This window comes from Acidovorax cavernicola (assembly GCF_003581445.1).
The window spans coordinates 46896-72022 of record NZ_QXMN01000016.1; the positions used below are offsets into that span (position 1 = coordinate 46896).

Consider the following 25127-nt stretch of genomic DNA (forward strand, 5'->3'; position numbering starts at 1 on the left):
CAATCAGCCGTCGATCTCGCTGCGCAGCTGGTCTTCCATCGTCTCGCGGCGGCGGATCAACTTCGCGTCGGCACCGCTCACCAGCACTTCAGCGGCACGGCCGCGCGTGTTGTAGTTGCTGGCCATGCTCATGCAGTACGCACCGGCCGACAGCACGGCCAGCAGGTCGCCGGCCACCACGTTGAGCGCGCGGTCGCGGCCGATCCAGTCGCCGCTTTCGCAGACCGGGCCCACCACGTCGTAGGTCGGTGCGTCGCCGGCACGCTCGCGCAGCGGCACGATCTTCTGGAAGGCCTGGTACATCGCGGGACGCGGCAGGTCGTTCATGGCCGCGTCGACGATGCAAAAGTTCTTGTCCTCGCCGGGCTTGGTGTAGAGCACCTCGGTCACGCACACGCCGGCATTGCCGACCAGCGAGCGGCCGGGCTCGATCACCAGCTTGCGCTGGCCGAAGCCGCGCGCATCGAGCTTGGCCAGCAGTTGCTGCCACAGCGCATCGGCCTTGGGCGGCACTTCGCCGTTGTAGTCGATGCCCAGGCCGCCGCCGAAGTCCAGGTGATGGATCGGCACGCCGGCCGCCTCGATGGCCTCCACCAGGTCGAGCACCCGGTCGCAGGCGTCGAGGTAGGGCGAGGCTTCGGTGATCTGCGAGCCGATGTGGCAGTCGATGCCGACCACCTCGAGGCCCGGCAGCCGGGCCGCGTGCTGATAGGCCTGCACCGCGCGATCGTGCGCGATGCCGAACTTGTTGCCCTTCAGGCCGGTGGAAATGTACGGGTGCGTCTTCGGATCGACGTTCGGATTGATGCGGATGCTGATCGGCGCGCGCGTCTTCTCGGCCAGCGCCACCTCGTTGAGCACGTCGAGTTCGGCTTCGCTCTCGACGTTGAAACAGGCGATGTCGGCCGCCAGGGCCTGGCGCATCTCGGCGCGCGTCTTGCCGACGCCCGAGAAGATGATCTTCTTCGGATCGGCGCCCACGGCCAGCACGCGCGACAGCTCGCCGCCCGAGACGATGTCGAAACCGCAGCCGGCCTCGGCGAATACGCGCAACACGCCGAGCGAGGAGTTGGCCTTCATCGCATAGCAGATCAGCGCCTCGCGGCCCTCGAAGCCGCGCTGGTAGGCTGCCAGGGCGTCGAGCATCCACTGCTTCGAATAGACGAACAGCGGCGTGCCATGTGCGCGCGCCAGCGCATCGAGCGCGACGCCCTCGACGTGCAGGGCGCCGTCCCGGTGAGCGATGTGGGGATGGCCGGGCAGGGAGGTGTTCGTCGTCATTTCTGGGGGGAGGAAGGAGCGCTGCTCGCTGCGGCGGGCTTGGGGGCTGCCGCTTCGTCGGACGCCTTGGAGCCGCCGGGCGTGAGCAATTGGGGCAAGGTGGCGCGCTGGGCGGCCGCCGGATCGGTCGGCAGGTAGAGCGCACCGCGCTGTCCGCACGCCGCAAGGCCGGTCGCGCCGGCGACGAGGCAGACCATGAGCGCGGTGCGGGCGCGGGCGCTCACTAGAATTTGGCGAACATTCAACATGCCGAAATTGTACTTTTCGACACTGCACCGCAGAGGACTATCCCTGCAACGCAATTTGTTGACCGCCTTCCGATAACCGCCTTCAGCGCAAATATCGCCCTGACAGCAAGCCGGCCCTACACAACGGCCCGCGCACAGCACCCAGCCCAACGCCCAGCATCTGCGCGATCTGCGGCACGGTATAGAACCCAGAGCGGTACATCTCGACCACCCCGGCCTCATCCTCAACGCCCAGGACCCGAGGCCTGCCCCACACCTGTCCCCGAGCCCGCGCAGCTATCTGGCCAGCCAAGCACCGATCACGAATCAGCGCCCGCTCGAATTCAGCGAACGACCCCAGCATCTGCATGAAAAGACGCCCCACAGGCGTCTCAGTCTCGATTGGCTCAGTCAGCGACCGAAAGCCCGCAGAGCGAGCCTCGAGGTGCGCAAAAACGCTCAGCAGGTGCACGAGCGAACGAGCCAAGCGATCCATCTTGTAGACCACCAACGTATCGCCCGGGCCAATCCTGCGAAGCACATCCTCGAGCACAGGACGCTTCTTCACTGCAGACCGCTTTTCCTCAACAACGTAGCTCACGCCTGCCCTCAAAAATGCTTCATATTGAATCGACGTGTTTTGATCCGCAGTAGATACCCGCGCGTATCCAATCAGCACCAGCAGCCCTCCCGCCCTTTTGCAACCTTTGTAAGCACTTGTAGACTACAGGAAAGGAGAGACCCCATGGGAATGCAAGACAGGGACTGGTACCGCGATGAGATTCAGCGCCGCCGCATGGAAGAAGAGCGCGCCGAGCGGTCGAAGCCCAAGAAGCGCAGCGGACCGCGAATCCCCGTAGATCTACTGGACAACGCCAACCCTCGGAAGCTGTGGGGCGCTGATTGGCATTGGTCCCTTCAGCTGCTTGTCTGGCTCTGCATTGCCGTCCTACTGCTGCTCGCCTATCGCCTGATCCAGTAACCGGAAACGAATCGAGCATTTCTCCGACGCATACCGATACCGCATCGGCAGCCTAAATCGCCTCAGCGGGCACCAACGGCAGAGCCCCCACCGCGCAGCGGATCGCGGAATCCACCACCTTCGATAGACGTGACCTGAGCACCCACAGGCGAGACGCCAGAAGCAACAACCTGCCCAGGCTGAACACCGGGCACAGCGACCACCACTGGCGCACGCTCAGTGCCCACCGCAAGCTGCGGCGCGTCACAAATGACCGGGTACACCTTGGAACCATAGCTCAGCCTACCCATGCAGGCACCGAGTGCTTCCAACTTGTACCCAGCGCGCTCAAGCTCCTCACTGGTCGTATCGAGGAAGCGCCGACCACCTTCACTGATCGACAAGGTATAGATCGTCTTGCCCCGCATATGCATACGGCCAGTGAGGTGAAGATTCTTGCCCTTCAATGGCTCGACGCCACCACCATCCGACTGGGCCTCAATGGCGAGCTTGGGCGAATCGACCACAGCCTTTCCCATGTCTGCAGGAGCTTTGACGCACTCATCGTTTTTCCAAACAGCACCTTCGACACAGGGCGTAAAAGGCGCGCCCTTCGGAACTGCAATGTCGGCAACAGATCGACCATCGTGCAGCTTCGCTTTCTTGTCCATATCCCTTGCAGGCCACCACGCCCACACCGTCACCACTGCAATGACGACGTACAGCGCCCACGACATGCGGCGCCACTTTGTGAGAAAAGGCTTGACGTCAGATACGCCGGCCTCAAGTGCCGAACCACCTTGAGTGTGCGATTTGTAGAGGCAGAAAAACTCCGGCTGATACTTGCGCTCCGAAGTCTGCACGATCGCACCTCGATAGCCCGAATACACCTTCCGGATATAGCTGTCAGGACGACCCAAAATATCCGCCTTGCGGACCTTGATCACCATCGCCATGATCTCGGCGATGTCCTGACACATCGCCCTGAATCGCTGGGTGCAAAGCAAGATATCGGCGTTGAAATGCCGATGCAGCTTGTAGTACTCGACCACCTCCTTCGACGTACCAATGCGCGGCATCGTCACGTGAGCCTCGTCGATCACGAAGAGAGGCCCTTGACCTGTCTTTGGATGCTTCCAATCAGACCAGTAGTCCCACACGTGGCCGAAAAGCCTAGTCCCGTCAGGCGCCTTTTCTAGACGACCATCAGCGTACAACTCGAACGCTTGACCCTGCCCCGTCGCAGGATCAACCCGCTCCGCATCCCACGTGCCACGAACAGGAGCAGGTGTATAGCGCAGCTCCAACAGATCGCCATAGCTCGAATCGATGGCCGCATAAGCCTCAAGCACCAATGGCAAATTCGTGATGACCTTGCGACCGCGCTTCAGCGCATCCAGCACCTGATAAACCGATGCCTCAAAACTCTTCCCCGATCCGGGGATGCCTTCCAGGCCATTGATCATGATCCGAGCCTTGTAAACGGGATGAGCTGAAGAACCAGACGGATACCGATGGCCGCAACAATGATCGCCGCAGCTTGCCCAACACCAAGCAGGCCGAGCATGTTGAGGATCTCTCCAGGCAACGTGCCCCAGCTCTGCAGCGACGAAGTGACAGGCGTGAGGTCTACAGCCTGCACCGCGCTAACGACAATTTCCATGACCTGCTCAAACGGCCAGCAGGCGGCGTCTCGAATGAAATCCCAAGCCGCAGTGAAAACCGCAACGGCGAGCTTGCCGATCCACTCGACGATGGCCGCGAGCTTCGCAAAGAGCATCGTGAAAGCAGCAGCCACATCACCCCCCAAAGATCAATGCGCGCGCGAGAATCGCAGCGCCAATCAAAACGATGGCCTTGACCACGTCATACACCCAGCAGGGCACGGAAAGGTCAGCCATGCCCCAGTCGTGAAAGCCAGCCATATCAAGAGGGATGGTCCACGTGGGACAACTTCCGCCGCCCACACCAGTAGGCAACAACTGACTAGGCAGTGTGAACAACTGCGATTGATTCAGCTCAGACTTCTTTTCGTTCCAGATGCCCACCAACCCCTGCGGATACTTCCGGGTGTAGAGAGTGGGGACCGCAGGGAGCGCCGTATCAGTTGGCGCTTCTTCTGGCTCCTCTTGCGGAGCGCCTTCAGTGCCCTGCTCAGTTGTCTCCGTCGTCGTGCTAGTCGACGTCGACGTCGTGCCATCAGGATTCGTCGTTGTGCTGGTCGTAGTGGAAGTACGAGTAGTGTTGCCTGCCGTAACGGTGGGGCCGCTATAGCTCAGCGGAGTGGACTCTTGACTGACAGTCGTATCGGTCCTACTGCCCGACTGAGTGACAGACGTACTCTTAGGCCCCTTGACCTCAGAAGGACCAGTCACCTTCACATTGCCAAGCGGCCACGTGATATTTCCGAACTTGGAAAGCTCATCGACTATTCCGGGAGCAGGATCGTTCTTATAAAGGGCATCCCTGACCTCCTGAGGAGTAGCCGGATACCACGTAGGCGAAGCAGGCGGAATCTCACCACCTTGAACAACAGTCTGCTCTGACTTATCAAAGAACGCGCCAGAAAACTTGTTATAGGTTTCTATCGAACACCTACCATTCGCCAAAACGCCTACAAATACAAAACGATAAGTGACATTAATCGAGGTGTTATATGCAGCACCGCGCTCACAGGCGCTAGCCCGAGAAGCAGACCAAACATATGGTGCGGGCGAGTACCCATCGCGATACTGATAGCAGGGACCAGTGATGCAAATATCCAAATCACGCCGCTCCAACTGCCCAGTCTCGGGATTCACACGCGCGCCTGAAAGACTCAAATAGGCAGTCGCAAGCGGAACACCAACACCCAATGCGCAACCGACCAGACCACCGGTAGCGCATCCAATGACACCACCAACAACAACCTCCTTTGCCACTTCGCCGGTGAAACCCACAGGCACCTGCTTCTGAGCGACCGGGACTGTTCCACTGCCAGTAACCTTGGTGGCACCAGCCGCACCCGCAGAACTCGTTCCAGCGGGGCTGATGACTTTCATCGACCCCGAGCCACCGCCGATAGTCGTAGTGCGGCCATGGACCGCAGCATTCCAAAGCGCCTGACCCGTAGCGCGATCAATGCCACGACCTGCATGAGCTCCACCACAGAGCAACAGCAAGGCCGAACAGAAAAATAACTGCTTGATTTTCATTGCGCAGACCTCACCCCGAGGACAAACGCAATGCCGCTAGCGGTGCCAAGGCCCAGCACTGAAGCCCAGAACACCAACACCAAAGCACCGCTAAGCATGGCGACCCCTTAGGCCTTGCGAACGAGGCGCTTGGCGAGGTCCGGACCCTTGTAGGCCACGGCGATGCCCACGATGAGCAGGCCGCCTGCGATCACCTTCGCCGACACGCCGGAGAAGTCCACGGCATCGAAGAAGGCATCCCACGGACTGGTTTGCGCGAACGCGGGCGAGGCCAGCAGTGCACCAGCGACGATGGCACCGGCGCGAGCGTAGCCATTGGACAGAACGGTCTTGATCTTGTTCATGAGAACATTTCCTTAAAAAGCGGTGTCCCGAGAGATTCGGGGTTGCACCCGGAGGCCGACGACGTTTCACAACGCTGGCCGGCTACCGGCTAAAACCACTCACGCTTTCCGTATCAGTCCAAGCACCACGCCGAGCACGTAGCCCAGCATGAATGCCGTCATCACCCCACCGAAACCCATCGCGTAGACCTTCAAAAACATCTCAGGAGTCACCCCCATCGATGAAAGGTCCACCGTCTCCGCGAACGTGACGGCCTGCACACTCTCAGGAGGGCATGGCGAAACATCGACGGTGCAAATCAGGTAGCGCATCAGGCAGACGGATACACGTCTTCAACAGACTGGGGCCCCTCGCACTCGGGGCAAACGATCCCATCGTTATAGGGATGCTCCTCCCACAGCGAATACCCCACCTCGGCACCGCAATGAATGCAGATGCCGATAGGGTCAAAGTCATCCTCATCGCCCATAGATATCTCCTGAGCGGTGTTCCGAAACATTCGGGATTGCACCGGAAGACCCTCGGCGTCTCACGACGTTGGAGGGCTAACCACTGAAATCACTTAAAGAGCTTGAACAACAGGCCGACGAGCCGCGATGCAAACGCGCCAACGACTCGACGGAAGAAATACCGGATCACGACTCGACCCACCGCATGAGGGGCAACCTGCCGTGATCGCGGCGACGTGCGCGTTCGATACGCACATAGCGCTCAGCACGCTCACCTGACCACCATGCAAGGCCGCAAAAGCCGAGGCCCATCAGAAGGCCGAACAGCATCGCGGCCATCAGGTGTTCAACGCCGAACATCACAAGCCACCCCCAGCGTTTCCGGATACGAATTGCGATTGATGCTCATCGGTGTCATTGGCCCTCCCGAGCACATCGAGGTCCACAATGACCGCCTCATCGTCCAGATCGGTCCAGTCGTGCACCAGCTGGGTAGCGCGTTCCGCGTCATCGACAACACCGCCGCCAGACTGACCCAGCGAGCGCACCCATTCCGGCTGCCCATCGTCAGCAGACGGCGCGAGGAATTTCCCCGTTACCAAGCTCTGGACAATGAGACGCATGGCAGTTAGGCCGCAGCCTTTGCGGTCGCAGCGCGCTCGACCGGCTTGATATCGACCAGCGTGAGCTGCGTCTTGTTGTCGCTGGCCGCGACCACATCGAACGTGCAGATGACGCGAATCGGCAGCGACTTGCCGAGGTGCTTCCATTTCTGGAATTCGTCGGACTTGCCGAACTTGAAAGGACGAGTGCTGATACCGATGGCTTCGCCACTGCCGTTGCTGGCAATGTCGGCGTCCAGGTGGAACGTGCAGCTGTCGAAAGCACGGTCATTGAACGTGCCTTCGGATGCCTTGATGCCGAACAGGGTGGACTCGCTTTGCATGCGCATGATTGATTACTCCAAGCCCGATTTATTGAAGGCTCATCGCGACTGGGCCAGATCGCGGAACCACGAATTGAGAGAACGCCTCGCTGTAGGCCTCAGAGAGGTCAGCGTGGGAGAAGGAAGCGAGCCGCTTGGGGCGCTTCTTATGCGTGACCAGTTCGAGGAACTGCTCCTCTGTCAGGTACTGGAACGCAAGCGCAATGGAGGGAGCCGCGTTGTTCAGAAGATGCAGCGCGTTGCGAGTGCATTCAGCCTTGACATGCATCAGCGCCGGCTTGGGCGTGTAGGCGATGTACTCGGGCGTCGCAACATCACCGGCCTCGCGAAGGATGGCCGCATGCCAGTCACTCGCGCCTGCGAAGAAGTCGGAGGGACGGCGCAGAAGGTCGGTATCGAGAACGCGAACTTTGTTGCCGTAGCGCAGCTCGAAACGCAGCCACTTGCTACCGACCTTTTCACCGAAGAGCTGATCGCCCTTTTCGTAGATGTTGGTCTCTTTGCCCGCATCCTTGGAGCCGATGTACAGGGACCGGGAACAGCCCTTAGCCCAGTTGATATCTCGCAGCGCTGGCCTATGCCCATAGCTGTCGCAGAGGCCTTCGCAGTACTCTTTAAACACACGCTCAATGCCGCCTGAGAAGCCATCGAAAAAGTCGAGTGCGAGGTCGGCGCGGGTGATCTTTCCGTCCAGTTCGTCAACGATCTTCGCCATGCGGTCGGTCCAGCCGTGCTCCGCAAACGTGCATGCGACGCCGTAGAGGTTCACGTGCATGGACTCAGCCTGGGCACGTTGCTTAGGGCTGTCCGACGACGCACCGAAGCCAACCCAACCCACCTCTGCGCCGCAGCGATGGATAGGCCAACGATGCTTGTAGAAATCATGCCCCTTTCCGAGCTCCGCCCCGCGGTTGAACTCGAAGCCCAAAGCCATGCAAACACGGTCTGCGAGGGCGGACGCCTGCCCGCATGCATCGCGTTCGTGATCAGGCAGTTCGTTGATGAGGCTCAGCAGCTTGTGGAGCCGGTAGCCCTCATCCCAGATGCTGGTGGACTCCGCGCGCTTGTCCGTGAGAAACGGAGGTGCATTGCGCAAGCGGACAGTGAAGCGAAGCCAATCGACGTGAACCATCGAGTTCGATGCTTGGCGTTCAGCCATCAAACGAACCTTGACGACATTGCCGTCGAGGACGAGTGCACTCTTGTCTTTAACCTTGGTCATAGTCCCGTCCACCTTCCGAAATTTGATATACCCCGTGATTACCATCGGGGCACTTGCCGCACTGCCGCCCGCTCGCCTGCGCGGTGCCCTTCCCCGCAAGCGGGGCCCCTTCCCGCGCCGCGCTCGCAGTGACAGCGCATCCAGCGCAATTGCGGTCGCAGCGGTCGGCGAGGTAAAGGCATTGCAGGAGGCACGCGCCATCAGCAGAGGGCGTGTCCTGCGGACCGGGCTCTGGCCCTTCGGGTTGAGCCACCGGGTACGGCGTCTCAATCGCTTGCGCGACTAGCGATCCCTCACGCTTCAGGGGGATCACACGCTGTGGGCGGGCTACGTCGCTTTGCGCCGCAGCGATGCTCGGGCCATGGCTGCACGCCATGGAACAGCCGCTCAGCAAGGACGGGGGCGAGGCGAAGGCCCACGCCCGTAGCGCACGCTGTGCCGCGTCATGCGCCGAGACGAAGGGCGCCCCGGCCTGAGTGGCGGGATTCGTGCTCGAGCACTTGGCGGGTTTCACCATGCCGCCCCCAGCGCACGCTCGATCTTGCGTTTGACATGCGTAGGCACCACGTCGCCAGCCTCAGCACGCTGGAACGTACGCAACGACACACCACAATGCTTCGCGCACTCCGGTTGCGTCATACCCTGCTTGACACGCATACGACGAATCGCCGATTGATCGGGATATGCGACATAGGGACCGCGCCGCCCGGCCTGCTTGGCAGGATTCACAGCAAACAGCGTCATGCCGGTGCCAAGAGTGCCGGTAGTCATCGTGATCACAACCGCCCCTGCTGGCCTTCGAGGCGCAGGCATGCGACCTTTGCGCGGTCGGGCTGGACACCACGACGCACGAACGCCGCACACACGGCAGCGTCATCACGGTATTGAGAAGAAGCGACGGCCGACCCGATACGGATGGCCTGCGGAATAGGCGCATTGATCGCCATGAAGGCGCGGCGCTTCCATTCGAGCTTTTCAGCTGCAGTCATTGCAGGCCCTTGGAGCCGTAGAGACCGACCTGCTTCCAGTTGCGATTCGTCAGCGCGAAACGCGTAATGGAGCGCAGCACATCAGCCTCAGAGCAGCCGAGTTCACTGGCGATGCCAGCAATGGTTTGCTTGATCTTGGGATCGTCTGTGAACTCGATACGGCCCTTCGCGGCACGATGCGCACGAACCTTGGCGGCGTTGTCGACGTGAATGGCTGGACGACCAACAGCAGCGCGGACGATGCTCATGCGTGACCCCGCACGACCATTGAAAAACCGTCCGCGACCGCCTCGCGCCCACACTCCAACGAATGGTGCCCGCCAGCCGGCAGGAACTCAGGCGCATCGAGGAGGCCCTCACTCTGCCAATCCCCGAACCACTCCCCACGCCATCCGTCATGAAGATCGAAGACGCTCACAGCGCGCATAGGCACAAACACGCCGCCATAGGGCAACTGGGTGCACGCCCCCGACCCCGACAAGGCTGGAGCCGCCACAGCTTTGACCTCGACGGTTTGAATGGCCGAGGGCGCGCAATCGGCTTGCTGCTGTCGCTGCGCAAAGAGGGAGAAAGAAACTTGGTGCATGGCGGCTCCGGTGGCAGAATGTAGTTACCAGAAGCGGTTTTAGTTATCGCATCTGGTAAGTCACACTTTATCACTTGAGGTAACACATGAGCCAATTGAATGTTCTTATCGAGAAAGGTAAAGACATTTACGGAAGCTATGGCGCCTTAGCAGAAGCGATAGGCGTTCCGAATACCCACATCTCGATGTGGAAAGCGGGCAAGCGCTACTGCAGCCCGCCAGATCGGGCAGCACTCGCAAGCGCGGTCGACGAAGACCCGACCGAAGCAACCATCGAGGCGGTGATCGAAGGAATCAACCTCGAAAGCCCGCAAGGAAAGCGAGCCACCCATGCGCTGCAGGTGGCTCTGTCGAAGATTAAAAAGCTGTAATGACCGACACCGAGTACATGGACCACGCCGAGGCGGCGCTTGCCGCCATCGAGCAGGCCTGCGACCGCATCAACGATGCGACCGACGCCGACATCGACAACCAGCGGGTCGGCGGGATGATCACGATGTCGTTCCAGAACGGCAGCCAGCTGATCGTGAACCTGCAGAAGCCGCTGCATGAAATCTGGCTGGCGGCACGCTCCGGCGGCTATCACTACCGGCACGACGGTCGGGTGTGGGTGGACACCAAGACCGGGGAAGAGTTCTTCGGCAACCTCTCGCGCGAGGCGAGCCTGCAGACGGGGCTGGCGCTGGTGTTCGCGGCGGCCTGAGCCGCCGCTTTCCACCGATTTCCTTCTCTGTCGATCAGTTCCTGAACAGGTCGAGGATGCGGTTGCGCTCCTCGGGTGGCGCCGGCGCGCTGATCGCCGGGCCGCTCAGGGCTTCCGCGGGTGCCACCGGCGCGGAAGACTCCACGCCCAGACTCGATACGCCGCGGCCCGGCGCGTAGTCGTCGTAGTACCACTCGCCGCCGACGCTCACGATGCCCGAGGGCGGCGCGGTCGACAGGTCGGTCACGGGCACGCCCTTGAGGGCGGTTTCCATGTAGGTGATCCAGATCGGCAGGCTCAGGCCGCCGCCGGTTTCGCGGTCACCCAGGTTGCGCGGCGTGTCGTAGCCGATCCACGAGATCGCCGTCATGGTGGGCTGGAAGCCCGCGAACCAGGCGTCGAGCGAGTCGTTGGTGGTGCCGGTCTTGCCGTACAGGTCGGGGCGCTTGAGCATCGCCTGCGCCTTCGCGGCCGTGCCGGCGCGCGTGATGGACTGCAGCAGCGTGTCCATGATGAAGGCGTTGCGCTGCGGGATCGCACGCGACGCCTCGTTGAGCAGCGGCGGCTGGACGTCGACCAGCACGCGGTCCTTGTGGTCGGTGATGCGGGTCACGAGGTACGGATTCACGCGGTAGCCGCCATTGGCGAACACCGAGTAGCCCACCGCCATCTGCATCGGCGTGACGGCGCCGGCACCGAGCGCCATCGGGAGGTAGGCGGGGTGCTTGTCCTTGTCGAAGCCGAAGTTGGTGATCCAGTCCTGGGCGTAGCGCGTGCCGATGGATTGGAGGATGCGGATCGACACCAGGTTGCGCGATTTCATCAGCGCGGTGCGCATCGACATCGGCCCGTCGAAGCCGCCGCCGTAGTTCTTGGGCTCCCAGGGCTGGCCGCCGGTGGTGCCGGCGTCGAAGAACAGCGGGCCGTCGTTGATGACCGTGGCGGGGGTGAAGCCCTTTTCGAGCGCCGCCGAGTAGATGAAGGGCTTGAAGCTCGAGCCCGGCTGGCGCCAGGCCTGCGTGACGTGGTTGAACTTGTTCTTGCCGAAGTCGAAGCCGCCGACCAGCGCCTTGATGGCGCCGTCGCGCGGGTCCATGGCCACGAACGCGCCCTCGACCTCGGGCAACTGGGTGATTTCCCAGGTGTTCTTGGGCGTCTTGGCGACGCGGATCACGGCGCCGCGACGGATCTTGATGTTGGGCGGCGCCTTGTCGGAGAGGCCCGACTGCGCGGGCTTGAGGCCGTCGCCCGTGATCTGCACGGCGTCGCCGTTGGCGCGGATGGCCTGGATTTCCTTGGGTGTGGCCTTGAGCACCACGGCCGCCATCACGTCGCCGTTGTCAGGGTGGTCGTTGAGCACGTCGTCCACCGCCTCGTCGAGTTCCTTGGGGTCGTTCGGCAGGTCGATGAACTTCTCGGGGCCGCGATACACCTGACGGCGTTCGTAATCCATGATGCCCTTGCGCAGGGCCTTGTAGGCGGCGGCCTGGTCGGCGGCGACCAGCGAGGTGTAGACCTTGAGGCCGCGCGTGTAGGTGCTGTCGCCGTACTGCGCATACATCAGCTGGCGCACGGTTTCGGCCACGTACTCGGCGTGCAGGCGGTTCGGATCGGCGGCGTCGCGCAGGTGCAATTGTTCTTTCTTGGCCTCGGCGGCCTGCTCGGCGGTGATGAAGCCGGCCTCTTGCATGCGGTCGATCACGTAGAACTGACGTCCGCGCGCGCGTTGTGGGTTGTTGACCGGGTTGTTCGCGCCGGGGGCCTTGGGCAGGCCCGCGAGCATGGCGGCCTCGGCGATCGACATGTCGGACAGCGGCTTGCCGAAATAGGCTTCGGAGGCGGCCGCGAAACCGTAGGCGCGGTTGCCCAGGTAGATCTGGTTCAGGTAGATCTCGAAGATCTGGTCCTTCGTGAGCAGGTGCTCCAGCTTGAAGGTCAGCAGCACTTCGTAGATCTTGCGGGTCAGCGTCTTCTCGGAGCTCAGGTAGACGTTGCGGGCCACCTGCATGGTGATGGTCGAGGCGCCCTGGCTCTTCACGCGGTTCAGGTTGGCGATGCCGGCGCGGACCAGACCCTTGTAGTCGACCCCGCCGTGGTCATAGAAGCGGGCGTCTTCGGCGGCGAGCACCGCGTCCTTCACGACCTTGGGGATGGCTGCAATCGGGGTGAGGTTGCGTCGTTCTTCCCCGAATTCGCCGATCTGCGTGCCTTCGGCGGAGAACACCCGCAGCGGCAGCTTGGGGCGGTAGTCGGAGAGCTCCGAGATGTCCGGCAGGTTGGGATAGGCGACCGCCAGGGCCACGGCCACCACGCACAGGATGGAAAGCAGGCCCGCCGCAGCGAGCCCCGCACCCCAGAACACGAAACGCAGCAGCCATTTCAGCCAGAAGGGGCGTTCAGGGGGAGGGGTCTTGGCGCGCCCTTGGGGGCTGGAAGTTTCTTGCATGGGGGCCCGGAGAGTCACCGGACATTATAAAAAGCCGCCCCCTCGGCGCCCCTTGATCTTTGTTACCTCGCGCATTCCCTCTCCTGCCGCTAAGCAGAAAGTTACAGAATGCGGCTTTGACGTCACGTTTTGACAACGGTTGGCTGTTCTGGTCTTTCGGCGCGCTTGGTTGGCGCTGTGCCTGCTGCTAGCATGCAACCGAACGCATATTTTTCCATTGGTTACAAATAACAGGGGGAGAGGGACCTAACTTGGCTGCTCTTGGATCATTGTTTCGTCGTCAGAACGCCCCCCTGCTGGGTCTGGACGTCAGTTCGTCCAGCGTGAAGCTGGTGGAGCTCGGCCGCGAGGCCAGCGGCAAGCTGGTTCTGGAGCGCTGCGCCATCGAGCCGCTCGAACGTGGCTGGATCACCGACGGCAACGTCGAGAAATTCGACGAAGTGGCCGAGGCCGTGCGCCGCGTCGTGCGCAAGAGCGGCACCAAGACGCGCAATGTGGCGCTGGCGTTGCCGCCCTCGGCGGTCATCACCAAGAAGATCATTCTTCCGGGCGGCATGAGCGAGCAGGAGCTCGAGATCCAGGTCGAGTCCGAAGCCAACCAGTACATCCCGTTCTCGCTCGATGAAGTGAGCCTCGACTTCTGCGTGACCGGTCCGAGCACGACATCGATCGGCGACGTGGAAGTGCTGATTGCCGCCTCCCGCAAGGAAAAGGTGCAGGACCGCGAAGGCCTGGCGGAAGCCGCCGGCCTGAAGGCGATGATTCTCGATGTCGAGTCTTATGCCTCGCGACTGGCCACGGCGCGTCTGATCGAACAACTCCCGGGCAAAGGCGTGGACGCCATCGTGGCGCTGTTCGAGGTGGGGGCTTTCACCACCAGCATGCAGGTGCTGCGCAACCAGGAAGTGCTGTACGACCGAGACCAGGCCTTCGGCGGCGCGCAGCTGACCCAACTGATCGTGCGCCAGTACGGCTTTTCCGCGGAGGAAGCCGAGACCAAGAAGCGCAGCGGCGACCTGCCCGACGACTACGGCTCGGGCGTGCTCAAGCCTTTTGTCGAAAGCATTGCGCAGGAAATCGCGCGCGCGCTGCAGTTCTTCTTCACCAGCACGCCGCACAACCGGGTGGACTACGTGCTGCTGGCAGGTGGGTCTTCGTCGTTGCCGGGGCTGACCAACGCCGTCACCCGGCAGACCTCTTTCGCGTGCTCGCTCGTGAATCCGTTCGACGGCATGGACTTCGGCCCCAGCATTCGCGAGAAGAAGGTCCGCCGCGAAGCGCCTTCCTATCTGACCTCCTGCGGACTGGCCATGCGGAGGTTTCTGCAGTGATCCTGATCAACCTGCTTCCGCACCGCGAAGCTGCGCGCAAGCGTCGCCGCGAGGCCTTCTACGGCACCCTGGGCGGCGCCGCGCTGCTCGGCGTTCTGATCGCCGGCCTCGGCTACCTCTGGTTCGAGGCGCAGATTTCGGCCCAGCGCTCGAAGAATGGTTTCCTTCAAGCCGAGATCAAGAAACTCGAAGTCGAGATCAAGGAAATTTCCACCCTGCAAGAAGAAATCGCGGCCCTGCGCGCACGCCAACTGGCCGTGGAAGACCTGCAGGGCGACCGCAATCTGCCAGTGCACCTGCTCAACGAACTCGTCCGGCAACTGCCTGACGGCGTCTACCTGACCAGCATGAAGCAGGAGAGCCAGACCGTGACGCTGCAAGGCATGGCGCAGTCGAACGAACGGGTGTCGGAACTGCTGCGCAACCTCGGCAACAACAGCCCCTGGCTGGTGAAGCCCGAGCTGGTCGAAATCACCTCGGCCAATGTGAGCCTGAGCCAGCGTGACCAGCGCCGCGTGGCGAACTTCACGATGCGCATCGGCCTCAAGCGGCCGACGGATGCCCAGAAGGCGGAGGCCGACAAGGCCCTGGCCGCCAAGGCACAGGCGAAGGGGTAACCGATCATGGCCATCAGCAACCGATCCCTCCCCAAAGTCGACGTCGCCACCGCCCTGCGGAACTTCGGCGACCAGTTCCGCGGACTGAATCCGAACGACCCGTCGATGTGGCCGGCGGTACCGCGCTACGCGTTGTGCCTCGCCGTGACCGCCCTGGCATTGGCAGGCCTGTGGTTTCTCTGGCTGACGAACTCCAACGACGAGCTCGAAGCCGAGCGCGCCAAGGAAGTCACGCTCCGGACCGACTACACGAAGAAAGTGGCGCAAGCCGCCAACCTTGACCTGCTGAAGAAGCAGCGCGAGCAGGTGCAGCAGTACGTGATCCTTCTCGAGAAGCAGCTGCCCAGCAAGGCCGAAATGGACGCGCTGCTTTCGGACATCAACCAGGCCGGCCTCGGCCGCAGCCTGCAGTTCGAACTGTTCCGCCCGGGCCAGGTCTCGGTCAAGGATTACTACGCGGAGCTGCCGATCGCCGTGCGCGTCACGGGGCGTTATCACGACATGGGCGCCTTCGCGGCCGACGTGGCCAGCCTGTCGCGCATCGTGACGCTCAACAACGTGACCGTCACACCGCAGAAGGACAAGGACGTGCTGACGATGGACGCCACCGCGCGCACCTACCGCTACCTCGACGAAGACGAGCGGGCCGCCCAGAAACGCGCCACGGCGCCGAAGGCGAAGAAATGAAGGCGGTCGCCAAAGTTTTGTGGCTGGCACTGGCCACGGTCGGCTTGAGCGCCTGCGGCGATTCCGACCAGGAAGACCTGCAGCGCTGGATGGTCGAGCAACGCACCCAGGTGAAGCCCTCGGTGCCGCCGATCTCGGAGCCCAAGAAGTTCACGCCGCAGGCCTATACCGAGGCGTCGTCGTTCGAACCCTTCAACATGCTGAAGCTGACCCAGGCGCTGCGCCGGGAGTCGAACCAGCCGAGCACTTCCGAGCTGATCGCGCCGGAATTGGCCCGCCGCAAGGAAGCGCTGGAGGCGTTTCCGCTGGATTCGATGGCCATGGTCGGCAGCATGAACCGCAACGGCCAGCCGGTGGCGCTCGTGCGTGTGGACAAGCTGCTCTACAAGGTGCGCGTCGGCGAGTACCTGGGACTCAACTACGGGCGCATCACCCGTATCAACGAAACCGAAGTCGCCCTGCGCGAGATCGTGCAGGACGCCGCGGGCGAATGGATCGAACGCGTAGCCACGCTGCAGTTGCAAGAGAGTGCGAAATGAACCAAAAAAAATCAACGATGGCACAGTGGCTGCGCGCCGCCGGGCTGGGTCTGCTGGCTTTCGGTGCCCTGGCCGTTGCCCATGCGCAAAACGCGATCGAATCCGTGACGAGTTCGACGCAGTCGGGCGCGGAAGTGATTCGCATCGACCTGGCCCAACCGCTCACAGCGGTGCCCGCCGGGTTCTCCGTGCAGACGCCGGCGCGCATCGCGCTGGACTTCCCGGGCGTGACGAACGCGATCGGGCGCTCGGCCATCGAGGTCAACCAGGGCAACCTGCGCTCGGTCAATGTGGTGCAGGCCGGTGACCGCAGCCGCGTGGTGCTGAACCTGAAGCAGGCCACGGCTTACAAGGCCGAAATTCAGGGCAAGTCGCTGCTGGTGGTGCTGGAGCCGGTGGCCGGAACGGCGCTCGCGGCTTCCGTCGGAACGACCTTCGCGGAGAACCGCAACCGTGACACCTTGCCGCTGCGCGACGTCGACTTCCGTCTCGGCGCCGACAGCACCGGCCGCGTGCTCGTCGACCTGCCCAACAACCAGGTCGGCGTCGATGTGAAGCAGCAGGGCAAGAGCCTTGTCGTGGAGTTCACGAAGTCGACCTTGCCCGAAGGCCTGCGTCGCCGTCTCGACGTAGCTGACTTCGGCACGCCGGTGCAAATGATCACGTCGCAGCAATCGGGCGACCGCGTGCGCATGACGATCGATGCCAAGGGCGACTGGGAACACAGCGCCTACCAGAGCGAAAACCAGTTCGTGGTGGAAGTCCGTGCCCGCAAGGTCGATCCGAGCAAGCTCACGCAAGGGGTGGGCTACAACGGCGAGAAGCTGTCGCTCAACTTCCAGAACATCGAGATCCGCTCGCTGCTGCAGGTGATCGCCGACTTCACGAACTTCAACATCGTGACCTCCGATTCGGTCAGCGGCGCACTGACGCTGCGTCTGAAGGACGTGCCCTGGGACCAGGCGCTCGACATCATCATGCAGGCGAAGAACCTGGGCATGCGCAAGAACGGCAGCGTGCTGTGGATCGCGCCCAAGGACGAGATCAACGCCAAGGAAAAGCTCGAATTCGAAGCCAAGGCGGCGATTGAGAACCTGGAGCCACTGCGTACGCAGTCGTTCCAGCTGAACTACACGAAGGCCATTGCCATTGCGCAGGGCTTAACTGGGACTGGTGCCTCGGCTGGTGGTGGCGGTGGTGGCGGTAGTGGCAATGCCACCTCGCGCATCCTGAGCCCCCGCGGCAGCGTGATCGCTGAAGCACGGACCAATCAGCTGTTCGTGTCCGACATTCCCTCGCGCTTGGCCCAGGTTACCGACCTGATCCAGAAACTCGACGTCCCGGTTCGGCAGGTGCTGATCGAAGCGCGCATCGTGGAAGCCTCCGACACCTTCGGCAAGTCACTCGGCGTGCGGATGGGCGGCGGTATCTCCCGCGAACGCGTCGCGTCGGCCAACGGCAATCCGGCATACGGCACCTTCGGCGTCATGCCTGCCACCACCAATGGTGGCGGCGTCGGCGGCGCAGCAGCCACCTGGACCAACTCCAACTTCATCAACCTGCCCGCAGGCGATGCAGGCACCGGCGGCAACGCGGCGGGCACCTTTGCGATCTCGCTGTTCAACTCGAGCTTGTCGCGCATGCTGAACCTCGAAATCTCGGCGCTCGAGGCCGACGGCAAGGGCAAGCTGGTGTCCAGCCCCCGCGTCATCACGGCCGACCAGACCAAGGCGCTGATCGAGCAGGGCGAAGAAATTCCCTACCAGCAGGCCACCTCGAGCGGCGCCACCTCGATCTCGTTCCGCAAGGCGGTGTTGAAGCTCGAAGTCACGCCACAGATCACCCCCGAGGGCAACATCATCCTGACGCTGGATGTGAGCAAGGACGCCCGCGGCATCAACACCTCGGCGGGCCCGGCCATCAACACCAAGCACGTGCAGACCGAGGTGCTGGTCGAGAACGGCGGCACGGTCGTCATCGGTGGTATCTTCGAGCTCACCGAAACCAATGACGAATCGCGCGTGCCGGTACTGGGTGAAATCCCCTATATGGGGGCGTTGTTCCGCAAGCGCGAACGTATTGCCAACAAGACTGAAATGCTCGTCTTTATCACCCCGAAGATGATTACCGACCGCAACGCCGCGCGCTGACGCGCGGGCGTAGCAGCCACCGCGTGGCGGTCGCACTTGTCGGGTTGCCCGGCGCCGGAAAGTCCGCAGTGGGCCGGCGGCTGGGCGCTCGGCTGAACACTCCCTTCATCGACACCGATCACGTGATCGAGCAGCGCATTGGCTGCACGATCCGTGATTTCTTCGATCGCGAGGGCGAAGCCGCCTTCCGCGACATCGAGCAGGCGGTCATCGCCGACCTGGCCGCCCACCCCCACGGCGTGCTTGCGACCGGCGGTGGCGCCGTGCTGCGCGAGGCCAACCGCCAGCAGTTGCGCGGCCATTTCCACGTCATCTACCTGCGCTCCTCGCCCGAAGACCTGTTCCGGCGTCTGCGCCACGACGTCAAGCGCCCGTTGCTGCAGGTGGCTGACCCGTTGGGTCGGTTGCGTGAATTGCACGATGCGCGCGACCCGTTCTACCGGGAAACGGCCCACGACGTGGTCGACACCGGCCGGCCGTCGATTGCCGTGCTGGTCAACCTCATCGTGATGCAGCTGGAGTTGGCCGGGGTGGTCGAGCCCGGCGCCCATCCGGAAGAGCCCTCGGACTGACCCCGGCGGGCCCGAGCGCCTAAACTCGCGGCCATGTCCCTGTCCGTTTCGCCCGCACTTTCCGCACCCCCGCAGCCCGAACGCGTCGAGATCCAGCTCGGCGAGCGCAGCTACCCGATCCTGATTGGTGGCGGGCTGCTGGAAGATCCCGCCAGCTTCGGCGTTGTTCCCGCGGCCGCGAGCGCACTGATCGTCAGCAACACCACGGTGGCGCCGCTCTACGCCCAGGCCCTGCGGAACGTGCTGGCCGACCGCTTTCGCACGGTCCACTTGCTTGAGCTGCCCGACGGCGAGGTCTACAAGAACCTCGAAACCCTCAACCTGATCTTCGACGCGCTCCTGGGGCACGGCAGCGATCGCAAGACGGTGCTGTTCGCGCTGGGTGGCGGCGTGGTGGGCGACATGACCGGCTTCGCGGCCGCCAGCTACATGCGCGGCGTGCCCTTCGTGCAGGTGCCGACCACGCTGCTGGCGCAGGTCGACTCGTCGGTGGGCGGCAAGACGGCCATCAACCATCCGCTGGGCAAGAACATGATCGGCGCGTTCTACCAGCCGCAGCTCGTGCTCTGCGACTTGGACACGCTGCAGACGTTGCCCCCGCGCGAGTTGAGCGCTGGCCTGGCCGAAGTCATCAAGTACGGCCCGATCTACGACATGGCCTTCTTCGACTGGATCGAGTCGAACATCGAGGCGTTGGTGGCACGCGATCCGGCTGCGCTGGCGCATGCCGTCAAGCGCAGCTGCGAGATCAAGGCGCTGGTGGTCGGCCAGGACGAGCGCGAGACCGGCCTGCGCGCCATCCTCAATTTCGGCCACACCTTCGGTCATGCCATCGAATCGGGCCTGGGCTACGGCGAGTGGCTGCACGGCGAGGCCGTCGGCTGCGGCATGGTGATGGCGGCGCAGCTGTCGCAACAGCTTGGTGGTGTCGATGCGGCCTTCGTCGAGCGGCTCACCCGCCTGATCGAGCGCGCCGGTCTGCCCATCGTTGGGCCGGCGCTGGGGGCTGAGCGCTACCTCGAGCTGATGCGCGTCGACAAGAAGTCGGAAGCCGGGGAGATCCGCTTCGTGGTGATCGACCGGCCGGGCTCCGCTGTCGTGCGCAGCGCGCCCGACGCCATGGTGCGCGACGTGCTCGCGCAGTGCTGCGCGGCATGAGCCTTGCGGTCTTCGCCTGCCACCCCGCGCGCTCGCGCGGACGGCGCCACGCGGAGCCGCCCGCGCCGACGCGCGACGCCTTCCAGCGCGACCGCGACCGCATCGTCCATTCCACTGCCTTTCGCCGGTTGGTCTACAAGACCCAGGTTTTCCTGAACCACGAAGGCGACCTGTTCCGTACGCGGCTCACGCATTCGCTCGAAGTCGCGCAACTGGGGCGTTCCATCGCGCGCGCGCTGCGGCTCAACGAGGACCTGGTCGAGGCGATCGCGCTGGCCCACGACCTCGGCCACACGCCTTTCGGCCACGCCGGCCAGGACGCGCTCAATGCCTGCATGGCCGCGCACGGCGGCTTCGAGCACAACCTGCAGAGCCTGCGCGTGGTCGATGCGCTGGAGCACCGCTATCCGCAATACGACGGCCTGAACCTCAGCTTCGAGACCCGCGAAGGCATCCTCAAGCACTGCTCGCGCGCCAACGCCGAGCGCATCGAGGCCGCCGAGCCGCAGGGCGTGGCCCGTCGTTTTCTCGACCGCACGCAGCCTGGGCTGGAGGCGCAGCTGTGCAACCTGGCCGACGCCATCGCCTACAACGCGCACGACATCGACGACGGCGTGCGTTCGGGCCTCATCAGCGTCGAGCAGCTGGCCGATGTGGAATTGTTCGAGCGCTACCGCCGCGAGGCGCTGGCCGAGCACCCGCAGCTGCCGGGCCAGGGGCGGCGCGTGCTCTATGAAACCATCCGCCGCATGCTCAGTGCGCAGGTCTACGACGTGATCGACACGACGCGCGCGGCCGTCGAGGCGCTGGGGCCCGTCGATGCCGATGCGGTGCGCCGGGCGCCGCCGCTGGTGGCTTTCAGCGGCGCCATGCAGGCGCAGTCGGAGACGCTCAAGCAGTTCCTGTTCCGCAATCTCTACCGCCATCCGCAGGTCACCCAGACCACAGAGCAGGCGAGCGAGGTCGTGCGCGAGCTGTTCGACGCCTACCTGGCGCGCGGCACCGAAATGCCCGCCTCGTATGCTGAACGCCACGACCGGCACCGCGCCGTGGCCGACTACATCGCCGGCATGACCGATCGCTTCGCCATGCGCGAGCACGAGCGGCTGACCGGCCGCCGGGGCATCGCATGACGGCGGCTGTGCGTTCGAGCGCGTCGGCCCGCGTGCCCGCCGCTGCCTTCGCCGTCGTGCTGGGTGGCGTCAGCGCCGCGCTGCACCTGGGCAAGCTGCCACCGGCCGTGCCGGCGCTGCAGGCTTCGCTCGGCATCGACCTGGTCGAAGCGGGCTTTCTGCTGTCGTTGGTCCAGGTGGCGAGCATGACGCTGGGTCTGCTGGCCGGGCTCGCGGCCGACTCCATCGGCCTGCGCCGCAGCATGCTGGTCGGGCTGGCGGTGCTGACGACGGCCAGCCTGCTGGGCGGCGCTGTCGGCGCCGGCCTGTTGGGCGGCTCGCATGCGGTGCTGTGGCTGTTCGTGCTGCGCGCGGCCGAAGGCATCGGCTTCCTGATGGCGGTGATGCCGGGACCCGGACTCATCCGCGCCCTGACACCACCGGGCGCCGACAAGGCCGCACTGGGCCTGTGGGGCGCCTACATGCCGCTCGGCGTGGCGCTGGCGTTGCTGATCGGGCCGGCCCTGATCGCCTGGGGTGGATGGGCCGACTGGTGGTGGACGCTGTCGCTGGTTTCGGCGGGTGCGGCGCTCTGGGTGTGGCTGGCCGTGCCGCGCGATCGGGCCCGCGTGGCCGGAGCGAGCCTTCAGCCCGCGTCGTCCGGCTGGACCTCGCGGCTGCGCGAGACGGTCGGGGCGCGTGCGCCGTGGCTGATCGCGCTGACCTTCGCCGTCTACTCGTCCCAGTGGATGGCTGTGATCGGTTTTCTGCCCGCCATCTACGCCGACGCGAAGGTGCCGGCCGCCTGGAGCGCGGTGCTGACCGCGCTGGCTGCGGCGATGAACATCGTCGGTAACCTCATGGGCGGCCGCTGGCTGCAGCGCGGCGTGGCACCCGAGCGCCTGCTGCAATGGGGCTTCCTGACCATGGCGCTGGGCGGTGTCGCCGCCTTCGCGCAGGTGGGGCAGGGCGCGGGCGCCGAGGCGCTGGGCCTGCCGCCCGCGCTGCGCTATGCGGCGATCTGCGCCTTTTCGCTCGGCGGCGGCATGGTGCCGGCGACGCTGTTCCTGCTGGGTGTGCGGCTGGCACCGGGCCCGAGCACCGTCTCGACCACCGTCGGCCTGATGCAGCAGGCGTCGTCGCTCGGCCAGTTCCTGGCCCCGCCCGCGGTGGCCTGGGTGGCGCACCGTGTGGGCGGCTGGCACTGGACCTGGACCGCCACGCTCGCGTGCTCGCTCGCCGGCATGGCGATCGCCACGCGTCTTGGGCGCATTCGCCAGGGGGCGGAGGCCACGGCATGACCGACCCGGCGATCCTCGAAGCCGCGCAGGCCGAAGCTGACATCCGGCGCTGGCTTGAGCGCGCCGTGATCGGCCTCAACCTGTGCCCCTTCGCCAAGGCGGTGCATGTGAAGGGGCAGATCCACTACGCCACCTACCTCGACACCCATGAAGGCCGCCTGATCGATGCGCTGCTGGCCGAAGCCCGCGCGCTCGTGGCGCTCGACGCCGAGGTGCGCGACACCACCTTGCTGATCGCCCCCCACGCTCTGACGGACTTTCTCGATTTCAACGATTTCACGGAGCGCGCCGAGCGCAAGCTTGCACGCGCGGGCTTCGAGGGCGTGCTGCAACTCGCCAGCTTCCATCCGCATTTCCAGTTCGCCGGAACCGAGGCCGACGACATCACCAACGCGACCAATCGCGCGCCGTACCCCACGCTGCACCTGCTGCGCGAAGACAGCATGGACCGCGCGGTCGAGGCCTTTCCGGAGGCCGAGGCGATCTTCGAGCGCAACATCGAGACGCTCGAAGCCCTGGGCCCGGCCGGCTGGACCGCGCTCGATGTCGGCCCGGGAAGCGCTACGTCCTGAACAACAGGAAGCCACAAGAACACCATGTCCCGTCCCGCGAAAGCTCACCCCACCCACAAGGCTGCGAAGGCCGAGGCCGAGTTGGCCGAAGTCCTGCGGCCGGGCCAGTCCGTCGAGCTGCTGAAAGAGCTGCACATCCTCACGCGCGAAGGCCGGCTCAACCAGGACTCGCGTCGCAAGCTCAAGCAGGTCTATCACCTGTTCCAGTTCATCGAACAGCTGTTGCGCGAGTTGCCGGGCGAGGGCGCCGAAGCCACCCTGGCTGACCACGGGGCGGGCAAGTCGTACCTGGGCTTCATCATCTACGACCTGTTCTTCCGCGCACGGCAGGGCGGCCATGTCTACGGCATCGAGACGCGCAGCGAGCTGGTCGAGCGCTCCCGCGCGCTGGCGCAGCAGCTGGGCTTCGGGCGCATGTCGTTCCTGAACCTCACTGTGGCCGAGTCGGCGCAGGCGAGCGAACTGCCGGCGCAGATCGACGTGGTCACCGCGTTGCACGCCTGCGACACCGCTACCGACGACGCCATCGCCTTTGGCCTGGCCAAGAAGGCGCGCTACATGGTGCTGGTGCCGTGCTGCCAGGCCGAGGTGGCGGCCTGCCTGCGCGAGACCAAGGCGCTGGCCCTGTCGCGCACGCCGCTGGCCGAACTCTGGCGCCATCCGCTGCACACCCGCGAAATCGGCAGCCAGCTCACCAACGTGTTGCGCTGCCTGTATCTGGAAGCCAATGGCTACAGCGTCACTGTCACCGAGCTCGTCGGCTGGGAGCACAGCATGAAGAACGAACTGATCCTGGCGCGCCACACCGGCCAGCGCAAGGCGAGCGCGGCGGCGCGGTTGCGCGAGCTGCTGGCGCAGTTCGGGCTTGATGCGCTGGGCGATACGCGCTTCCGTCTCGCCAACTGAGTGTCTGGACGGCGTCGTCCATCGTCACCATGGCCCGTCTTCCCCGTCTCACGCTGGCCGGCATGCCGCACCACGTGATCCAGCGCGGCAACAACCGCCAGCCGATCTTCGTCGACCGCGCCGACCACGAAAAACTGCTCGCCCTGCTGGCCACGAACGCCGTGCGCTTTGGCGTCGCGCTGCACGCCTATGTGCTGATGGACAACCACTTCCATCTGCTGGCCACGCCCGACAGCGCCACGGGCCTGCCGCAGTTCATGCAGTCGGTCGGGCGAAGCTACGTGCGCTATTTCAATGACCGCCACGGCCGCAGCGGCACCTTGTGGGAAGGGCGCTACAGGTCGACCCTGATCCAGACCGAGCGCTACCTGCTGACCTGCATGGCCTACATCGACCTGAACCCGGTGCGCGCTGGCATGGTCACCGAAGCGCGCGACTTCCCGTGGTCCAGCCATGGCCACTACGCCGGCCTGCGACAGGACCGGCTGCTGACCCCGCACCCGCTGTACTGGGAACTCGGCAACACGCCCTTCGCGCGGGAGGCGGCGTATGCCGAACTGGTGCGTGCGGGCGTGCGCACGGCCGATCAACAGGCCCTGACCGACGCCACCCTGCGCGGCTGGGCGGCCGGGGACGACGGCTTTCTGGACACCTTGCAGAAGTCCACCGAGCGTCGCGTGATCAAGGCCAAGGCCGGTCGGCCGCCGACACCCATCAAAGACGAAGGCTGAAAGCGGCCGAGAGCCGCTCTCATGCTGGGAGGCTTGCTCTTATTTTTAATATGTCCCCAATTAAATTCTGACAAGAAAACTCAAGATTTAATTCGAATCTGA

At 64.0% G+C, this 25127-nt stretch carries 32 protein-coding genes; 15 read left to right on the plus strand and 17 right to left on the minus strand.

Features of this window, described 5'->3' with window-relative positions:
- Positions 1 to 3 precede the first annotated feature (3 nt).
- The 3 genes from lysA to D3H34_RS14610 all read right to left on the minus strand — a co-directional run bounded on the left by lysA (position 4) and on the right by D3H34_RS14610 (position 2187).
- Positions 4 to 1281: a diaminopimelate decarboxylase gene (lysA, locus tag D3H34_RS14600; protein ID WP_119554229.1), complete on the minus strand. Its 1278-nt coding sequence runs from the start codon at positions 1279 to 1281 to the stop codon at positions 4 to 6.
- Positions 1278 to 1505: an LPS translocon maturation chaperone LptM gene (gene lptM / locus D3H34_RS14605; protein ID WP_434057691.1), complete on the minus strand. Its 228-nt coding sequence runs from the start codon at positions 1503 to 1505 to the stop codon at positions 1278 to 1280. Before lptM ends, lysA begins: the two co-directional genes overlap by 4 nt.
- 106 nt (positions 1506 to 1611) lie before the next feature.
- Positions 1612 to 2187, minus strand: a complete 576-nt coding sequence (locus tag D3H34_RS14610; protein ID WP_319359306.1) for a recombinase family protein — start codon at positions 2185 to 2187, stop codon at positions 1612 to 1614.
- A 66-nt stretch (positions 2188 to 2253) separates the two neighbouring features.
- Here D3H34_RS14610 and D3H34_RS14615 point away from each other — a divergent pair, with 66 nt between their 5' ends.
- Entirely contained in the window at positions 2254 to 2490 is a 237-nt protein-coding gene (locus D3H34_RS14615; RefSeq protein ID WP_119554232.1) for a hypothetical protein, read from the plus strand.
- A 62-nt stretch (positions 2491 to 2552) separates the two neighbouring features.
- Here D3H34_RS14615 and D3H34_RS14620 read toward each other — a convergent pair whose 3' ends face one another.
- From D3H34_RS14620 to D3H34_RS14665, 13 genes are all read right to left on the minus strand, one after another.
- On the minus strand, positions 2553 to 3935 hold the full coding sequence (locus D3H34_RS14620) for a zonular occludens toxin domain-containing protein (RefSeq protein WP_119554233.1): 1383 nt from the start codon (positions 3933 to 3935) through the stop codon (positions 2553 to 2555).
- Positions 3932 to 4249 carry a DUF2523 family protein gene (locus D3H34_RS14625; protein ID WP_286185747.1) on the minus strand — a complete coding sequence of 106 codons (318 nt, stop codon included), beginning with the start codon at positions 4247 to 4249 and terminating at the stop codon, positions 3932 to 3934. The genes D3H34_RS14620 and D3H34_RS14625 overlap by 4 nt, the downstream gene beginning before the upstream one ends.
- 19 nt (positions 4250 to 4268) lie before the next feature.
- Positions 4269 to 5663, minus strand: coding sequence for a hypothetical protein (locus D3H34_RS33945; RefSeq protein WP_147400431.1), 1395 nt, complete (start codon positions 5661 to 5663; stop codon positions 4269 to 4271).
- A 107-nt stretch (positions 5664 to 5770) separates the two neighbouring features.
- A complete protein-coding gene (locus D3H34_RS14630) occupies positions 5771 to 6007 on the minus strand; it encodes a hypothetical protein (protein WP_119554235.1) in 237 nt (78 codons plus the stop codon).
- A gap of 99 nt (positions 6008 to 6106) precedes the next feature.
- Positions 6107 to 6319, minus strand: coding sequence for a hypothetical protein (locus D3H34_RS14635; RefSeq protein WP_119554236.1), 213 nt, complete (start codon positions 6317 to 6319; stop codon positions 6107 to 6109).
- 324 nt (positions 6320 to 6643) lie between these two features.
- Positions 6644 to 6817 (minus strand): hypothetical protein, encoded by a 174-nt coding sequence (locus tag D3H34_RS34275; RefSeq protein WP_167481205.1) that lies wholly within the window; start codon positions 6815 to 6817, stop codon positions 6644 to 6646.
- Positions 6817 to 7080 (minus strand): hypothetical protein, encoded by a 264-nt coding sequence (locus D3H34_RS14640; RefSeq protein ID WP_119554237.1) that lies wholly within the window; start codon positions 7078 to 7080, stop codon positions 6817 to 6819. Before D3H34_RS14640 ends, D3H34_RS34275 begins: the two co-directional genes overlap by 1 nt.
- Positions 7081 to 7085: 5 nt before the next feature.
- Positions 7086 to 7409: a hypothetical protein gene (locus D3H34_RS14645; protein ID WP_119554238.1), complete on the minus strand. Its 324-nt coding sequence runs from the start codon at positions 7407 to 7409 to the stop codon at positions 7086 to 7088.
- A gap of 22 nt (positions 7410 to 7431) precedes the next feature.
- Positions 7432 to 8625, minus strand: coding sequence for a replication initiation factor domain-containing protein (locus tag D3H34_RS14650; RefSeq protein WP_119554306.1), 1194 nt, complete (start codon positions 8623 to 8625; stop codon positions 7432 to 7434).
- 510 nt (positions 8626 to 9135) lie between these two features.
- Positions 9136 to 9405 (minus strand): helix-turn-helix domain-containing protein, encoded by a 270-nt coding sequence (locus tag D3H34_RS14655; RefSeq protein ID WP_205736727.1) that lies wholly within the window; start codon positions 9403 to 9405, stop codon positions 9136 to 9138.
- Positions 9402 to 9614, minus strand: coding sequence for a hypothetical protein (locus D3H34_RS33950; protein ID WP_147400432.1), 213 nt, complete (start codon positions 9612 to 9614; stop codon positions 9402 to 9404). Before D3H34_RS33950 ends, D3H34_RS14655 begins: the two co-directional genes overlap by 4 nt.
- Positions 9611 to 9862, minus strand: coding sequence for a hypothetical protein (locus D3H34_RS14660; RefSeq protein ID WP_099795279.1), 252 nt, complete (start codon positions 9860 to 9862; stop codon positions 9611 to 9613). The genes D3H34_RS33950 and D3H34_RS14660 overlap by 4 nt, the downstream gene beginning before the upstream one ends.
- Positions 9859 to 10200: a hypothetical protein gene (locus tag D3H34_RS14665; RefSeq protein WP_119554240.1), complete on the minus strand. Its 342-nt coding sequence runs from the start codon at positions 10198 to 10200 to the stop codon at positions 9859 to 9861. The genes D3H34_RS14660 and D3H34_RS14665 overlap by 4 nt, the downstream gene beginning before the upstream one ends.
- 86 nt (positions 10201 to 10286) lie before the next feature.
- Here D3H34_RS14665 and D3H34_RS14670 point away from each other — a divergent pair, with 86 nt between their 5' ends.
- Both D3H34_RS14670 and cyaY read left to right on the plus strand, forming a co-directional pair.
- Positions 10287 to 10571 (plus strand): helix-turn-helix domain-containing protein, encoded by a 285-nt coding sequence (locus tag D3H34_RS14670; RefSeq protein ID WP_119554241.1) that lies wholly within the window; start codon positions 10287 to 10289, stop codon positions 10569 to 10571.
- A complete protein-coding gene (gene cyaY / locus D3H34_RS14675) occupies positions 10571 to 10903 on the plus strand; it encodes an iron donor protein CyaY (protein ID WP_119554242.1) in 333 nt (110 codons plus the stop codon). Before D3H34_RS14670 ends, cyaY begins: the two co-directional genes overlap by 1 nt.
- Positions 10904 to 10937: 34 nt before the next feature.
- Here the strand turns inward: cyaY and D3H34_RS14680 are convergent, their stop codons facing one another.
- A complete protein-coding gene (locus D3H34_RS14680) occupies positions 10938 to 13349 on the minus strand; it encodes a penicillin-binding protein 1A (protein WP_167481207.1) in 2412 nt (803 codons plus the stop codon).
- A gap of 251 nt (positions 13350 to 13600) precedes the next feature.
- On the opposite strand from D3H34_RS14680, the gene D3H34_RS14685 reads away from it, so the two are divergent.
- From D3H34_RS14685 to D3H34_RS14740, 12 genes are read left to right on the plus strand one after another with little or no spacing between them, the layout of a single operon-like run.
- Entirely contained in the window at positions 13601 to 14680 is a 1080-nt protein-coding gene (locus D3H34_RS14685; protein ID WP_119554244.1) for a pilus assembly protein PilM, read from the plus strand.
- The gene (locus tag D3H34_RS14690) at positions 14677 to 15297 is read left to right on the plus strand and encodes a PilN domain-containing protein (protein ID WP_119554245.1); all 621 of its coding nucleotides are present in this window, start codon (positions 14677 to 14679) and stop codon (positions 15295 to 15297) included. Before D3H34_RS14685 ends, D3H34_RS14690 begins: the two co-directional genes overlap by 4 nt.
- Positions 15298 to 15303: 6 nt before the next feature.
- Positions 15304 to 15984, plus strand: coding sequence for a type IV pilus inner membrane component PilO (locus D3H34_RS14695; RefSeq protein ID WP_119554246.1), 681 nt, complete (start codon positions 15304 to 15306; stop codon positions 15982 to 15984).
- On the plus strand, positions 15981 to 16523 hold the full coding sequence (locus D3H34_RS14700) for a pilus assembly protein PilP (protein WP_119554247.1): 543 nt from the start codon (positions 15981 to 15983) through the stop codon (positions 16521 to 16523). The genes D3H34_RS14695 and D3H34_RS14700 overlap by 4 nt, the downstream gene beginning before the upstream one ends.
- Positions 16520 to 18673, plus strand: coding sequence for a type IV pilus secretin PilQ (locus D3H34_RS14705; protein ID WP_119554248.1), 2154 nt, complete (start codon positions 16520 to 16522; stop codon positions 18671 to 18673). The genes D3H34_RS14700 and D3H34_RS14705 overlap by 4 nt, the downstream gene beginning before the upstream one ends.
- A gap of 23 nt (positions 18674 to 18696) precedes the next feature.
- Entirely contained in the window at positions 18697 to 19245 is a 549-nt protein-coding gene (locus D3H34_RS14710; RefSeq protein WP_119554249.1) for a shikimate kinase, read from the plus strand.
- Between the two features lie 33 nt (positions 19246 to 19278).
- The gene (gene aroB, locus D3H34_RS14715; RefSeq protein WP_119554250.1) at positions 19279 to 20403 is read left to right on the plus strand and encodes a 3-dehydroquinate synthase; all 1125 of its coding nucleotides are present in this window, start codon (positions 19279 to 19281) and stop codon (positions 20401 to 20403) included.
- The gene (locus tag D3H34_RS14720) at positions 20400 to 21536 is read left to right on the plus strand and encodes a deoxyguanosinetriphosphate triphosphohydrolase (RefSeq protein ID WP_119554307.1); all 1137 of its coding nucleotides are present in this window, start codon (positions 20400 to 20402) and stop codon (positions 21534 to 21536) included. The genes aroB and D3H34_RS14720 overlap by 4 nt, the downstream gene beginning before the upstream one ends.
- Entirely contained in the window at positions 21533 to 22816 is a 1284-nt protein-coding gene (locus tag D3H34_RS14725; RefSeq protein WP_119554251.1) for an MFS transporter, read from the plus strand. The genes D3H34_RS14720 and D3H34_RS14725 overlap by 4 nt, the downstream gene beginning before the upstream one ends.
- Complete coding sequence (locus D3H34_RS14730) at positions 22813 to 23388, plus strand: DUF1415 domain-containing protein (RefSeq protein ID WP_119554252.1); 576 nt, start codon at positions 22813 to 22815, stop codon at positions 23386 to 23388. Before D3H34_RS14725 ends, D3H34_RS14730 begins: the two co-directional genes overlap by 4 nt.
- Positions 23389 to 23412: 24 nt before the next feature.
- Positions 23413 to 24294, plus strand: coding sequence for a class I SAM-dependent methyltransferase (locus D3H34_RS14735; protein ID WP_119554253.1), 882 nt, complete (start codon positions 23413 to 23415; stop codon positions 24292 to 24294).
- 29 nt (positions 24295 to 24323) lie between these two features.
- The gene (locus tag D3H34_RS14740; RefSeq protein WP_119554254.1) at positions 24324 to 25025 is read left to right on the plus strand and encodes a transposase; all 702 of its coding nucleotides are present in this window, start codon (positions 24324 to 24326) and stop codon (positions 25023 to 25025) included.
- Positions 25026 to 25127: the final 102 nt, after the last annotated feature.

Excerpts from the sequence above, each read along its gene's own strand:
- lysA (WP_119554229.1), bottom strand. The coding sequence starts at position 1,281 with ATGACGACGAACACCTCCCTGCCCGGCCATCCCCACATCGCTCACCGG.
- D3H34_RS14615 (WP_119554232.1), top strand. The coding sequence starts at position 2,254 with ATGGGAATGCAAGACAGGGACTGGTACCGCGATGAGATTCAGCGCCGC.
- D3H34_RS14620 (WP_119554233.1), bottom strand. The coding sequence starts at position 3,935 with ATGATCAATGGCCTGGAAGGCATCCCCGGATCGGGGAAGAGTTTTGAG.
- D3H34_RS14625 (WP_286185747.1), bottom strand. The coding sequence starts at position 4,249 with ATGCTCTTTGCGAAGCTCGCGGCCATCGTCGAGTGGATCGGCAAGCTC.
- D3H34_RS33945 (WP_147400431.1), bottom strand. The coding sequence starts at position 5,663 with ATGAAAATCAAGCAGTTATTTTTCTGTTCGGCCTTGCTGTTGCTCTGT.
- D3H34_RS14630 (WP_119554235.1), bottom strand. The coding sequence starts at position 6,007 with ATGAACAAGATCAAGACCGTTCTGTCCAATGGCTACGCTCGCGCCGGT.
- D3H34_RS14635 (WP_119554236.1), bottom strand. The coding sequence starts at position 6,319 with ATGCGCTACCTGATTTGCACCGTCGATGTTTCGCCATGCCCTCCTGAG.
- D3H34_RS34275 (WP_167481205.1), bottom strand. The coding sequence starts at position 6,817 with ATGTTCGGCGTTGAACACCTGATGGCCGCGATGCTGTTCGGCCTTCTG.
- D3H34_RS14640 (WP_119554237.1), bottom strand. The coding sequence starts at position 7,080 with ATGCGTCTCATTGTCCAGAGCTTGGTAACGGGGAAATTCCTCGCGCCG.
- D3H34_RS14645 (WP_119554238.1), bottom strand. The coding sequence starts at position 7,409 with ATGCGCATGCAAAGCGAGTCCACCCTGTTCGGCATCAAGGCATCCGAA.
- D3H34_RS14650 (WP_119554306.1), bottom strand. The coding sequence starts at position 8,625 with ATGACCAAGGTTAAAGACAAGAGTGCACTCGTCCTCGACGGCAATGTC.
- D3H34_RS33950 (WP_147400432.1), bottom strand. The coding sequence starts at position 9,614 with ATGACTGCAGCTGAAAAGCTCGAATGGAAGCGCCGCGCCTTCATGGCG.
- D3H34_RS14660 (WP_099795279.1), bottom strand. The coding sequence starts at position 9,862 with ATGAGCATCGTCCGCGCTGCTGTTGGTCGTCCAGCCATTCACGTCGAC.
- D3H34_RS14665 (WP_119554240.1), bottom strand. The coding sequence starts at position 10,200 with ATGCACCAAGTTTCTTTCTCCCTCTTTGCGCAGCGACAGCAGCAAGCC.
- D3H34_RS14670 (WP_119554241.1), top strand. The coding sequence starts at position 10,287 with ATGAGCCAATTGAATGTTCTTATCGAGAAAGGTAAAGACATTTACGGA.
- cyaY (WP_119554242.1), top strand. The coding sequence starts at position 10,571 with ATGACCGACACCGAGTACATGGACCACGCCGAGGCGGCGCTTGCCGCC.
- D3H34_RS14680 (WP_167481207.1), bottom strand. The coding sequence starts at position 13,349 with ATGCAAGAAACTTCCAGCCCCCAAGGGCGCGCCAAGACCCCTCCCCCT.
- D3H34_RS14695 (WP_119554246.1), top strand. The coding sequence starts at position 15,304 with ATGGCCATCAGCAACCGATCCCTCCCCAAAGTCGACGTCGCCACCGCC.
- D3H34_RS14700 (WP_119554247.1), top strand. The coding sequence starts at position 15,981 with ATGAAGGCGGTCGCCAAAGTTTTGTGGCTGGCACTGGCCACGGTCGGC.
- D3H34_RS14705 (WP_119554248.1), top strand. The coding sequence starts at position 16,520 with ATGAACCAAAAAAAATCAACGATGGCACAGTGGCTGCGCGCCGCCGGG.
- aroB (WP_119554250.1), top strand. The coding sequence starts at position 19,279 with ATGTCCCTGTCCGTTTCGCCCGCACTTTCCGCACCCCCGCAGCCCGAA.
- D3H34_RS14720 (WP_119554307.1), top strand. The coding sequence starts at position 20,400 with ATGAGCCTTGCGGTCTTCGCCTGCCACCCCGCGCGCTCGCGCGGACGG.
- D3H34_RS14725 (WP_119554251.1), top strand. The coding sequence starts at position 21,533 with ATGACGGCGGCTGTGCGTTCGAGCGCGTCGGCCCGCGTGCCCGCCGCT.
- D3H34_RS14730 (WP_119554252.1), top strand. The coding sequence starts at position 22,813 with ATGACCGACCCGGCGATCCTCGAAGCCGCGCAGGCCGAAGCTGACATC.
- D3H34_RS14735 (WP_119554253.1), top strand. The coding sequence starts at position 23,413 with ATGTCCCGTCCCGCGAAAGCTCACCCCACCCACAAGGCTGCGAAGGCC.
- D3H34_RS14740 (WP_119554254.1), top strand. The coding sequence starts at position 24,324 with ATGGCCCGTCTTCCCCGTCTCACGCTGGCCGGCATGCCGCACCACGTG.